The sequence below is a fragment of the Novosphingobium sediminicola genome (assembly GCF_014196525.1).
Taxonomy (GTDB): Bacteria; Pseudomonadota; Alphaproteobacteria; order Sphingomonadales; family Sphingomonadaceae; genus Novosphingobium; species Novosphingobium sediminicola.
In genome coordinates, this window is record NZ_JACIDX010000005.1 from 271,192 (window position 1) to 283,009 (window position 11,818).

Here is an 11,818-nt window from a genome sequence, read left to right on the forward strand (position 1 = left end):
CGGGGATACCTGCCGCCCTTATTCTTTGGGAGCCGTCGGGTCGGCAATCTCCGGCCTTGGCACTGCAAAAATGCCCGCATGGCCCGCCGCCGCCCCCAGATCCTCACCCGAGGTCAGGCTGATCAGCCAAGGCGAGAGCAGCAGACCCAGCGCCAGAGGCGAAAGCCAAAGCCCAAGACTGATGCTGTAGAAAAAGGTCGCGGCAAACAGCGCGCCCAGCACCAGATGTTCGCGCAGAGAGCCCAGCAGGCCCCGCACCGGCAGCCGCCGCGCCTCGCGCGCCTGCGTGTTCCAGCCCGAAGGCACGCCCATCAGCAAGGCTGCCAGCGCCTTGGTCTGGGTCACCATCGTGACGGGCGCCAGCAGGATCGAAAGCACCGTCTCCAGCGCCACCGAACGCACAATGCTGCCGCCCCCGCCGAATGTCCGCGCCCGCGCCGGGTCCGCCAACAGCCAGAGCATGCCCATCACCTTGGGCCCGAACAGCAGCACCAGCGTCAACCACAATACATTGAGCGGCATCCCACCCCCTGCCTGCCACTCGCCCGCCGCGCCCATGCGCAGGATCGAGGTGATGACCAGCAGCAGCCAGCCCGGCGAGGTCAGATAGGCCGAGGCCCCCAGCAGCAGATGCAGCCGATGCGTCAGGCTGAGGCCCGAAGCGCCCAGCAATTGCAGGTGCTGCAGATTGCCCTGCATCCAGCGCCGGTCGCGGATGGCGAAATCGACGATGCTGGGCGGGAATTCCTCATAACTGCCGCCGATCATGATCATGTGGACCGCCCAGCCGCGACGGCGCAGCAGGGCCGATTCAAACATGTCATGGCTCTGGATCGGCCCGCCAAAGGGCGGATTGCCGGGCAATTGCGGCAATCCGCAGCCCTCGGCAAAAGCGCGGGTCCGCACGATCGCATTATGGCCCCAGAAATTGGCCTCCGACCCCGACCACCACAACAGCCCCGCCGAGGCAATCGGGCCATAGGCCTCGCTAGCGAACTGCATCCAGCGCTGAAACAGGGTGCGCGCGTTCGTAATCATCGGCACGGTCTGGAGCAGGCCGACCGAGGGGCGCTCCTCCATGATCGCCGCCATGCCGACAATCGCATGGCCGCTCATCAGGCTGTCGGCGTCCAGCACCAGCATGTTTTCATAAGCCCCGCCAAAGCGGCGGACCCATTCGGCAATATTGCCCGGCTTGCGCTCGGTATTTTCGGCGCGGCGGCGATAGAACAGGCGGATCGGCAGGCGGGGCGCCAGCCTCGCCCAAGCCTCCTCCTCCAGCGCGCCATGATCGGGGCGCGAATCGCTCAATAAGAAGAAGTCGATCCACGGGCCGCCGCCCGATGCCGCAATCGAATGGCCCATCGCCTCGACGCGGGCAAAGACCTCATCGACGCTTTCATTATAAACCGGCATCAACACCGCCGTGCGATGGCGCAGGGCCTTGGCGGGGCTGGGAATTTCGGTGAAGCCGGGGTGTTCGCCGCTGATCAGTTGCACAAAACCGATCAGCGAGGTGACAAAGCCAAAGGCCACCCAACTGAACAAAGGCACAAAACAGATCAGCAGCGCCACCTCGAACCAGTCCAGCCCGTCGAGCGAGAATTGCACGCGCAGTTCGCTCGACGCCGCCAGACTGAGTACCGCCGTCAGCAGCACCAGCAGCAGCCGCTTCATCCCCATGCCATGCGGACGGGTCAGCACTTCGATCCGCGCGGGCGGATTGCCGAACAGATCCTGCACCGGCATGGCCAGCGGGGCCTCCGGCGGCAGTTGGGGCAGATGGGCGGCGCCCTTGGGGGGTGTCATGGGCGCACCGTCTTGATCACGGTTTCGCTGAGCGCCCCGCCCGCCCGGCGCAGGAACAGGCGAAACTCATTCTGTTTCAGCCCTTCAACCCGGACATCCATCACCACGCGCCACAGGTCCTGCTGCCCCTCCACCGGAAACACATTGGCCATGATCAGCGCCGCGCCCAGATCGGTCACCGCCTCAACCTTGCTGTCCCGCGTCAGGCCGCGCAGCGCCGGGCCGGAGAAATCGAAAACATAACGCATGGCCCCGGCAATCGGATCGGCGCCCGGCACGCCGCCCGGCCCCATGAAATAATTGACGCAAACGGCATTGCCATCGCTCTCGATATTGCCCTGTCCCCAATGCAGCCGATAGGCGAAATCGCGGCGATCCCCGGCGCGCGCGGGCCGGTCCGAGATCCACATCGCCGCCATATTATCAACATTTTCCGAGATCGTGTTCATCTCGTACAGCATCACCGCACCCGGCCCCCAATCACCCTCCGGCGATACCCAGAGCGAGGGGCGGCGGTTGTAGAAATTGAGGTCATCCTGATAATGGTCAAAGGTGGTGTCACGCTGGATCATGCCAAAGCCCTTCACCCCATCGGCGCGCAGCATATGGACGCGCGGCCCCGGCGGATTGTCCAGCGGGCGCCAGATCCGCTCGCCCGTGCCGGTGTGGATGGCAAGGCCGTCGCTGTCATGCACCTCGGGCCGCCAGTCGCCATGGGCGGGGCGGGCGGACTGGTCGAAATCGAACATGCTGGTGATGGGTGCCACGCCCAGCCGCGCAATGTCGCGCCGGACAAACAGCGCCGTACGCACCCCATGCTCCACCCCCGCACCCGTGCGCGTGATGTCAAACGCATAGGCGCCGCACAGCGAAGGCCCATCGACGATGGCATGGATCAGCAGATGATCCGTCCCCTTCTGTTCGATCCAGAAATCGGTGAAGGCGGGGAATTCCTCAGGCCCCGACATGGCCGTGTCGACGGCAATCGCGCGGGCCGAAAGGCCATATTGCCCGGTCGGCCCCACCGCGCGGAAATAGGACGCGCCAAGGCTGGCCAGCCAGTCGCCCCCGCCATGGGCCTCCATCACGCGAAAACCGGCGACATCGGCCGATTGCCCGCCGCCAAACAGGCCATGGGTATCCACAATCGCGCGCGCCATGCCATTTTCCACGACATGGATGTTCACCGCATCGGGCGCCGTATCCACCTTGGCCGGAAACAGGCGTAAACGGCCCGCCACCATCTCGGCGGGATCATAGCTCAAGCGTACATGGGTGTCGAAATCGGGCACGGCATGGGCGGCGATCCGGCGGGCATAGGGGCGGCGGGCGCGCATCTGCGCCTGCGCCACCAGATCATCCCATGAAAAGCGCCGGGCGGGTCCGAAACGCCCCGGTATGGCCGCCTCGCCCAGCGCGCGCCCGGCAAAAGCCATCATCAGGGCACCCAATCCGCTTTTCGTCACATTCCTTCGGGTCAATCGGGAAATCATCATGATCCTTTGTGGTCGCGCCGCCATCCGATGATCACCTGATCGCCCGGCTGCAACGCGCTCGACAAAACTTCGCTGCGATGGCCGTCATTGGCCCCCAGCGCGACGGCGACGAAACGCGGGGCGCCATCGCTGCCTGCCACATAAACGCCGCTCTGGCGGCTGCGTTCCTCGCCATGCAGGCTGAAAGTTAATGCGGCATTGGGAACCAGCAGGACATTCTCGCGCTCGGCCAGATCGATTTGGGCCAGCGCCTCAAGGCCGGGCAGCAGGGCCGCGCCCTCTTTTTCGGGCGGCGCCAGCGCGAAAACCGCCTCGCGCCCGCCATGGGGCAGACGGTCGATGCGCACCAATGCCGCCTTGCGTTCCGCATCGCTCTTGCCATCGACCAGAACGCGGGCGCCCGCTTTCGCCGCCATGCGCCCCGCATCGCTTTCCGTAATCGGCACAGAGATGCTCAGCTTTTCCGGATTGGCCGCGATGGTGCAAAGCGGTTGCCCGGCATGAACCCATTGCCCCGGCGCCACCGAACAGGCCACCAGATAGCCTGCAAAAGGCGCCCGCGCGATGGCATTGGCCATGGATGCCTGATCCATCTCGATCTGCCGCTCGCCCTGCGCAATGGCGTCCTGCGCGCGGGACAGGTCGATCTGCGCGCGCGAAACGTCGGCGCGCGCGCCCTCCATCTCGTTGAGCGAAGGCACCCGCCCGCCCGATTTGCGCCACACACCCTCATAGCGATCCAGCCGCACCTGATGCTCGCGCAGGGTGATCTGGACGCGCTGCTGGGCCTCCTTCGCGCTCTCCAGCGCGGCCTGATTGCTCTCAAGGCTGCGGGCCAGCGCCTGCGTGTCCAGCACCACCAGTTCCTGCCCTGCCGCCACGCGCATTCCGCCCGGCGAGGCAAGACTGATCACCACGCCATCCTGCGCAGCGGCAATCGTCACCTCGCCCTCGCCATGCAATGTGCCGCGCAGCGAGAGCGTGGGCGTCAGATCGCCGCGCTCAACCGGGGCCGAGAAATAGGGCGAATCCGTACCCACCAGAAAGCGCGTGAACAGCCAGAGCGCCGCAAATCCGGCCAGCAGCACCAGCAGCAGCACGGTCAACCCGCGCCGCCGCCGGGGCGTCTGCGCGCCCAGCAGGCTGTCGGTCGGCGATAGTTCAGCCACAATGCGCCTCCTCGGCCATGGCCTTTTCGCTCCATTGGCGAATGGTGGCAAGCGCGGCGGTGTAATTGGCCATGATCTGCGCCTCACGCGCGGCCAGAGCATTGGCCTCGGCCACATAGAGCGTGGCGAAACTGGCCGCTCCGCCGCGATAGGCGATGCGCGCATTGGTCAAAGCGGCCTCGGCCTGCGCCAGCAAAGGATTAGGGGCTGCCGGATTGCCGATCGGCATGGCCGAAGTCTTGTCCAGCCTTGCGCGCAGGGCCGCGCCGTCCTGTCCGGTCAAACGCGCCAGATCGGTCAGCGCGCGCTCCAGTCCGGCGCGGGCGGCCTCCTCGTCGCTGGCATTCAGGCCTACCATCACCCCCGCCATATCCTCGTCCAGCGCGGGGACCAGCCCGGCCTCGCGGCGGAAACGGGCGATTTCGGCATTGTCGGCCCAAGGCGCCAGCATCGCATGACGCGCGGCCAGGCGGTCCGTCCACGAGCGCAGCCGCAGATAGGCCCCGGCCACCGCCTCGGCCTTTTGCAGGCGCTGCACGGCGCGCTCATGCTCCTGCGCATGGCGTTTCTCGGCGCTTTGATGATGCAGCGCGGCCCGGATGCCACCGCGGATCCCCCTCTCCGGCGCGGCGCAGACGGGCGGCAGGGCGCTCAATGCCTGCGCCACCATTTCGTCCAGCAGCGCGTCGCCCGATTGATGCCACCAATCCCCCGTCGCCGATAGCTCGGTCTGGGCCGGGGCCTGCGTATGAAGCCCCGCCTGCGGCGTACAGGCCGCGCAGGCGAGGAGGAGCGCCGGAACCAGCCCTTGGAAACGGGTCCGTTCGTGAAGAAACATGAACTTGTGCACCTTCGCTGCTTAGCAGAAGCGGGGATGGACCGTAGTGAAAGCCCGCTCCATCCATCGCGCGTAGGCAACGCTTTAGCGGTCAACCTGTGGCAAATCCTTGGTTTGCAAGGGGGCAAGCGGGGGCTTGATCTTCGCCCCGATTGGAACATAATAAGAACGAATGAGAATCATAAACGCCCCCTCGCCCATGCCCGATGCGCCGCCCATCCGCCGGTGGAGCAGCGGCATGGAGGCCATGGACGCCGCACTGGGCGGCGGGCTGGCCCATGGTTGTGTGCATGAAATCTATGCGACCGAGGTGGGCGATGCGGCGGCGGCGGCCGGTTTCACGCTGGGCGCCGCGATAGGGATAGCTGGTGCGCGGCCCTTGCTCTGGCTGCGTTCACGGCGGGCGGTGGGCGCGATGGGCGTGTTTCAGGGCGCAGGCTGGGCCGATCTGGGCGGTGCGCCCGATGGCGGGTTGGTAGGCGTGGTGGGCGATACGATGGGGCTGCTGCGCGCAGCGGTCGATGGTTTGCGCTGCGCGGCGCTGGGGGCGGTGGTGGTGGAAAGCTGGGGGGCGATGCGTGAGCTGGACCTGACGGCAAGCCGCCGCTTTGCACTGGCGGCGGAGCAGTCGGGCGTGCCTTTGCTGCTGCTGCGCGTGGATGCCGCGCCAACGCCCAGCGCGGCGCGCACGCGATGGCAGGTGACGGCTGCGCCCTCGCAGGCCTTGCCGGGCAATGCGCCGGGCGCGCCCTGTTTCGATGTGACCTTGTTGCGCCAGCGTTCCGGCCCCTCGGGCCAGAGCTGGCGGCTGGAGTGGGACCGTGAAAAATGCCAATTCCGTGAAGGGCAAAACCATGAAGCGCTATCTGGCGCTGTGGTTCCCGTTCCTCTCGACCGACCGGCTGCGAATAGAGCAGGAGAACGACACGCTGCTTGATGCGCCCTTGGCGATGCCTGATGCGCCTCTGGCGATGGTGGCCAAGGTGCGCGGGGCCTTGCGGCTGGGCGCGGTGAATGGCACGGCGCGGGATCGGGGCATGGCGGTGGGCATGGCATTGGCCGATGCGCGGGCGGTTTTGCCCGATCTGATCGTGGCCGAAATGGACGAGGAAGCCGATGCACACTGGCTGATGCGTCTGGCGTGGCGCTGCGGCGCATGGTCGCCCCATGTAATGGTGACGCCGCCCGACGGGCTGGTGATGGAAAGTACCGGGGTCGATCATCTGTTCGGCGGCGAGGCCGGTTTGGCCGCGCAGGTCGAGGATGCAATGGCCGACATCGGCATGATGACGCGGGTAGCCATGGCCACAACGTCTGAGGCGGCGCAGGCCTTGGTTCGTTATGGGGTGCATTATGGCCAGGGACCGGTGGCCGATGAAGGCCGCGCGATCCGCGCCCTGCCGACGGACGCGCTGGGGCTGGAATATGAGGCGGCGCTGGCGCTGTCACGCGCGGGGCTGAAAACAGTGGGCGATGTGGCGGGGCGGTCGATGGCCGCGATTGCCGCGCGTTTCGGTGAGCAGACGGTGACAGCCCTGCGCCGCCTGTTGGGCGAGGAGCAGGCGCCGATTGCGCCCATCCTCCGCCCCCGCCCGCTGCGCTTTGAGCAGCGTTTTCCCGAACCCATCGGCCTGCAATCCAGCATCGCGGCCTGTTTCCTCGACCTGATGCATCAGGCCGCGGGCGAGATGGCGCAGCGCGATCTGGGCGGGCGACGCTTTGCCCTCACCCTGTTTCGCAGCGATGGCGCGCGCCACCGGCTGATGATCGAAACCGGCCTGCCCACGCGCGATCCGGCTCTGGTGCTACGTCTGTTCGATGAACGCATCGCGACGCTGGCCGATCCGCTTGACCCCGGCTTTGGCTATGACCGGATCACGCTGCTGGTGCCTCTGGCCGAACCGCTGTTGGCCAGCCAGAACGCGCTGGATGGCGAAGAGAAGCAGGAAGCGGCGCTGGCAGAACTGATCGACCGGCTGAGCACGCGATTGGGGCCGCAAGCCTTGCGCCGCCTTGTGCCGCAGGACAGCCATATGCCCGAACAGGCGCAATGCGCGGTGGCCGCTATTCATCATCCGCCCGCCCCATGGCCCGCCCCGGCGCAGGGTGAGCCGCCTTTGCGCCCCCTGTTCCTGTTCGATCCGCCGCAACAGGTCGATGTTATTGCCGAGGTTCCCGATGGCCCGCCCCATCGTTTCCGCTGGCGAAGCACCCTTTATGAAGTCCGCCGGTTTGAAGGGCCGGAACGCATCGCCGCGCAATGGTGGCGGCGCAAAGAAGGCGAGATCCCCGGCATGGGCGGGCTGACCCGCGATTATTACCGGGTCGAGGATCGGCACGGCCGGCGCTACTGGATTTTCCGCCACGGCCTGTATGAGGAAAAGCCCGATCCGCATTGGTATATGCATGGGCTTTTCGCATGAGCGCTTTTGCCGAACTGATCGCGGCCAGCAATTACAGCTTTCTGCGCGGGGCATCGCATCCGGCCGAAATGGTGGCGCGGGCCGTCAAGCTGGGGCTGGCCGGATTGGGCATAGCCGATCGCAACAGCGTGGCGGGCGTGGTGCGCGCGCATAAGGCGTGGAAGGATCTGGGGCGCGAGGCATCCGGACTGAAACTGGTGGTGGGCGCGCGGCTGGTCTTTGCCGATGATACGCCCGACATCATCGCCTATCCGGCCACGCGCCATGGCTGGGGGCGGCTGACGCGCTTGCTGACTTTGGGCAATCGGCGGGCGGAAAAGGGTGATTGCATCCTGCGCCTGCCTGATCTGCTCGATCATGCCGATGACCTTCTGCTGATCGCGACGGGTAAGGATCGCGGCGTGCTGGAGCGCTTGCAGGAGGTGCGGCCCGGCGCGGTATGGCTGGCGGCGCATATGCTGCGCGGGGGGGGCGATGCGCGGCGACTGGCGGCAGCGCAGGCTTTGTCGGCGGCCACCGGCGTGCCCTTGCTGGCCAGCAATGATGCGCTTTACGACAGCCCGCAGGCGCGGCCCCTGCACGACATCCTCACCTGTATCCGCGAAGGCGCGACGATCCAGAACGCCGGTCGCCGCCTTGCCATCAATGCCGAGCGCCATCTGAAAGGTCCAGCAGAAATGGCGCGCCTGTTCCGCGCCTGTCCGGCGGCGGTGGAGGCCAGCATGGATCTGCTCTCGCGGGTGGAATTCACGCTGGATGCCCTGCGCTATGAATATCCGCATGAGCCGGTGCCCGATGGGTGGCAACCGCAGGGATGGCTGGAGCATCTGGTGATGCGGGGCATCAAAAATCACTTCGCCAATGGCCTGCCCAAGGAATATATGGCTGTTTTTCTTGAAGAATTCGGCCTTATCCGGTCGCGCAACTATGCGCCCTATTTCCTGACCGTGCATGACATTGTGCATCATGCGCGCAGCCTTGATCCCCCCATCCTGTGTCAGGGGCGCGGCAGCGCGGCCAATTCGCTGGTCTGCTATTTTCTGGGCATCACACCGATTGATCCGGTACGCGAAAAACTGCTCTTCTCCCGCTTTCTGTCCGAAGCACGCGACGAACCGCCCGACATTGACGTCGATTTCGAACATGAGCGCCGCGAGGAGGTCATGCAATATATCTATGCCCGCTATGGCCGGGACCGCGCCGGGATCGTGGCCACCGTCATCCATTACCGCCCGCGCAGCACGATCCGCGAGGTGGGCAAGGCGCTGGGCATGAGCGAGGATGTGACCGCCCGTCTGTCATCAACGATCTGGGGCAGTTGGGGCGGCGATGTGCCGCAGGCGCGCGTGACGCAGGCGGGCTTTGACCCGGCCAATCCGGTGATCGCGCGGATGAAGCATCTGGTTGATCAATTGCTGGAATTTCCACGCCATCTTTCGCAGCATGTCGGCGGCTTTGTGCTGACGCAGGGACGGCTGGACGAGATGGTGCCGATCCATAATGCCGCCATGCCCGAGCGCACCTTCATCGAATGGGACAAGGACGATATTGAAGAACTGGGCCTGATGAAGGTCGATGTGCTGGCGCTGGGAATGCTGACCTGCATCCGCAAGAGCTTCGACCTGTTGCGCCAGCACGGGCTGGGCGATTTCAGCTTGCGCAATGTGCCGCTGGAGGACCCGGGCGTGTACCAAATGCTGTCAAAAGGCGACAGTATCGGCACGTTTCAGGTCGAAAGCCGGGCGCAGATCGCGATGTTGCCGCGCATGAGGCCGACCAAACTCTATGATCTGGTGATTCAGGTGGCGATCGTGCGGCCCGGCCCGATTCAGGGGGGCATGGTCCATCCCTATCTGCGCCGCCGCACGGGGGAGGAAAAAGCGGTCCTGCCCAGCCCGGGTCCTGGATATCCTCAAAAGGAGCTGGAGGAGGTATTGGCCAAAACAGAAGGGGTCCCCCTGTTTCAGGAACAGGCCATGAAGCTGGCCATCGTGGCGGCGGCCTTCACGCCGGCCGAGGCCGATGGACTGCGCCGCGCCATGGCTGCCTTTCGCCACAAGGGCACCGTGGACCGTTATAAGAAAAGGCTGGTGGGGGGCATGACGGCGCGCGGTTATGACCCTGAATTTGCAGAAAGATGTTTCAAACAGATCGAGGGGTTTGGCGATTATGGTTTCCCCGAAAGCCATGCGCAGGCCTTTGCCTGGCTGGCCTATGTGTCCTCATGGCTGAAATGTCGGCATCCGGCGGTCTTCACCTGCGCGCTGCTCAACAGTCAGCCGATGGGCTTTTACGCCCCCGCGCAATTGATCCGCGATTGCCAGGAACATGGCGTGCTGGTGCGCCGCATCGATGTGGGACACAGCGCATGGGATTGCACGCTGGAGGATGAGGCGCGCGTGTTGCGGCTGGGATTTTCGCGGCTGGACGGGTTTCGCCGCGAATGGGCCGATGCGATTGCGGATCAGCGCGATCATGGCCCTTATCAATCGGTTGAAGATCTGGCCCAGCGCGCCGCCCTGCCCCCTGCGGCCTTGCGCAAGCTGGCCGATGCCGATGCGCTGAAATCTCTGGGCCATTCGCGGCGTAGCGGATTGTGGGAGGTGCGCCGCAAACCGCCCGCGCAATTGCCGCTTTTCGCCCATGCCGGTGCGCCCGAATTGGGCGAGGAGGCCGATGCTCCCCTGCCCACCATGCCGCCTGCAGAGGATGTGCTGGCCGATTATCAGACGCTGCGCCTGTCGCTCAAAAACCATCCGATGCGGTTCCTGCGCGATGCTTTCAAACAGGAGGGCGTCTCGCCCTGTTCGCATACGCAAGAGCTGAAAGATGGGCGCAAGATCCGCGTGGCAGGCGTGGTGCTGACCCGCCAGCGGCCCGGCAAGGGCAATGCCGTTTTCATCACCATTGAGGATGAAACCGGCATCGCCAATGCGCTGCTCTGGGCGCGCGATCTGGAAAAACAGCGCAGCGCGGTGATGGTCGCGCGGCTGATGGTGATCGAGGGCGTGGTTCAGCGCAGCAAGGAGGGCGTAGTGCATGTGATGGTCGACCGGGTGATCGACCGCACCGCGATGCTGACCGGGTTGACGGAGATGCCCGTGGACGAAACGCACCGCCCCTCGGCGCATAGCCATCCACGCAATGTCCGCATCCTGCCGAAATCACGCGATTTTCACTAATCCGCAGTCCACCCGCCATCGACGATGATGCTTGTGCCTGTGATGAGGGCGGAGGCATCGCTGGCGAGGAACAATATCGGCCCCATGAGGTCCTCGACCTGCCCCAAGCGGCCCAGTTTGATCTTGGCCAACACGCTGTCGAGGAAGGCCTTGTCCTCGAAGAAGGGCTTGGTCATCGGGGTTTCGATGAAGGTGGGCGCGATGGTGTTGCTGCGGATGCCGTGGGGCGCAAGGTCGAGGGCGAAGGCCTTGTTCATGCCCTCGATCGCCCATTTCGATGCGCAGTACAGCGAGCGGCGCGGCCCGCCGACATGGCCCATTTGCGAACCCATATGGATTAGCGATCCGGCGACATCATCGCGCAACATGGCTTTGACCGCATGCTGCGCCACAAAGAAAGCCGACTTCACATTGAGGTCGAGCACGGCGTCATAATCGTCCGCGCTCACCTCCCACATGGGCTTGGGCCGGTTGGTCCCGGCATTGTTGACCAGCACATGAAACGCCGGATGCGCGGCGAAGAAGGCCTCCACCGCGCGCAGATCCGACACGTCCAGCACCGCCGCCTCGGCCTGCCCGCCAGCCTCACGGATCGCGGCGGCGCCCGCCTCGATCTCATCGTGCGTGCGCGCGGCCAGCGTCACATGCGCGCCCGCCTGCGCCAGCGCGGCGGCGGCGGCAAGGCCAATGCCCCGCCCCGCCCCCGTCACCAGCGCCCGCCGACCGTCCAGCCGGAAGCTCGGCGTTTGCGGCAGGCTCATGCCTTCGTCAGCTCGCTGGGCACGGCCTGACCGGCATAGGGCACATCGCGGCCACCAAAGCGGCGCACGCGGATGTTGGCCTGCTCGCCATGCCCGGCAAAGCCTTCGAGCGCGCACAAACGGCTGCAATATTCGCCGAT

At 65.5% G+C, this 11,818-nt stretch carries 8 protein-coding genes; 3 read left to right on the plus strand and 5 right to left on the minus strand.

All coding sequences use genetic code 11. The features are described 5' to 3' along the window. Positions 1-18 precede the first annotated feature (18 nt). The 4 genes from mdoH to GGR38_RS08680 are packed head-to-tail and all read right to left on the minus strand — an operon-like array spanning position 19 to position 5,312. The gene (mdoH, locus tag GGR38_RS08665; protein WP_183624549.1) at positions 19-1,809 is read right to left on the minus strand and encodes a glucans biosynthesis glucosyltransferase MdoH; all 1,791 of its coding nucleotides are present in this window, start codon (positions 1,807-1,809) and stop codon (positions 19-21) included. Further along, positions 1,806-3,248 carry a glucan biosynthesis protein gene (locus GGR38_RS08670; RefSeq protein WP_246404365.1) on the minus strand — a complete coding sequence of 481 codons (1,443 nt, stop codon included), beginning with the start codon at positions 3,246-3,248 and terminating at the stop codon, positions 1,806-1,808. The genes mdoH and GGR38_RS08670 overlap by 4 nt, the downstream gene beginning before the upstream one ends. Positions 3,249-3,301: 53 nt before the next feature. Continuing rightward, positions 3,302-4,474 (minus strand): efflux RND transporter periplasmic adaptor subunit, encoded by a 1,173-nt coding sequence (locus GGR38_RS08675; protein WP_343059043.1) that lies wholly within the window; start codon positions 4,472-4,474, stop codon positions 3,302-3,304. Continuing rightward, positions 4,467-5,312: a TolC family protein gene (locus GGR38_RS08680; protein WP_183624552.1), complete on the minus strand. Its 846-nt coding sequence runs from the start codon at positions 5,310-5,312 to the stop codon at positions 4,467-4,469. The genes GGR38_RS08675 and GGR38_RS08680 overlap by 8 nt, the downstream gene beginning before the upstream one ends. 172 nt (positions 5,313-5,484) lie before the next feature. On the opposite strand from GGR38_RS08680, the gene GGR38_RS08685 reads away from it, so the two are divergent. From GGR38_RS08685 to GGR38_RS08695, 3 genes are read left to right on the plus strand one after another with little or no spacing between them, the layout of a single operon-like run. Then, a complete protein-coding gene (locus GGR38_RS08685; RefSeq protein WP_183624553.1) occupies positions 5,485-6,249 on the plus strand; it encodes an ImuA family protein in 765 nt (254 codons plus the stop codon). Then, entirely contained in the window at positions 6,167-7,735 is a 1,569-nt protein-coding gene (locus GGR38_RS08690) for a Y-family DNA polymerase (protein WP_183624554.1), read from the plus strand. The genes GGR38_RS08685 and GGR38_RS08690 overlap by 83 nt, the downstream gene beginning before the upstream one ends. After that, positions 7,732-10,917, plus strand: a complete 3,186-nt coding sequence (locus tag GGR38_RS08695; protein ID WP_183624556.1) for an error-prone DNA polymerase — start codon at positions 7,732-7,734, stop codon at positions 10,915-10,917. The genes GGR38_RS08690 and GGR38_RS08695 overlap by 4 nt, the downstream gene beginning before the upstream one ends. Here the strand turns inward: GGR38_RS08695 and GGR38_RS08700 are convergent. Further along, positions 10,914-11,678 (minus strand): SDR family NAD(P)-dependent oxidoreductase, encoded by a 765-nt coding sequence (locus GGR38_RS08700; RefSeq protein ID WP_183624558.1) that lies wholly within the window; start codon positions 11,676-11,678, stop codon positions 10,914-10,916. The two genes, GGR38_RS08695 and GGR38_RS08700, sit on opposite strands and share 4 nt — an antisense overlap. Positions 11,679-11,818: the final 140 nt, after the last annotated feature.

What these genes read in the sequence shown, in the direction of transcription:
- mdoH (WP_183624549.1), bottom strand. Translation starts at nt 1,809, where the DNA reads ATGACACCCCCCAAGGGCGCCGCCCATCTGCCCCAACTGCCGCCGGAG.
- GGR38_RS08670 (WP_246404365.1), bottom strand. Translation starts at nt 3,248, where the DNA reads ATGATGGCTTTTGCCGGGCGCGCGCTGGGCGAGGCGGCCATACCGGGG.
- GGR38_RS08680 (WP_183624552.1), bottom strand. Translation starts at nt 5,312, where the DNA reads ATGTTTCTTCACGAACGGACCCGTTTCCAAGGGCTGGTTCCGGCGCTC.
- GGR38_RS08685 (WP_183624553.1), top strand. Translation starts at nt 5,485, where the DNA reads ATGAGAATCATAAACGCCCCCTCGCCCATGCCCGATGCGCCGCCCATC.
- GGR38_RS08690 (WP_183624554.1), top strand. Translation starts at nt 6,167, where the DNA reads ATGAAGCGCTATCTGGCGCTGTGGTTCCCGTTCCTCTCGACCGACCGG.
- GGR38_RS08695 (WP_183624556.1), top strand. Translation starts at nt 7,732, where the DNA reads ATGAGCGCTTTTGCCGAACTGATCGCGGCCAGCAATTACAGCTTTCTG.
- GGR38_RS08700 (WP_183624558.1), bottom strand. Translation starts at nt 11,678, where the DNA reads ATGAGCCTGCCGCAAACGCCGAGCTTCCGGCTGGACGGTCGGCGGGCG.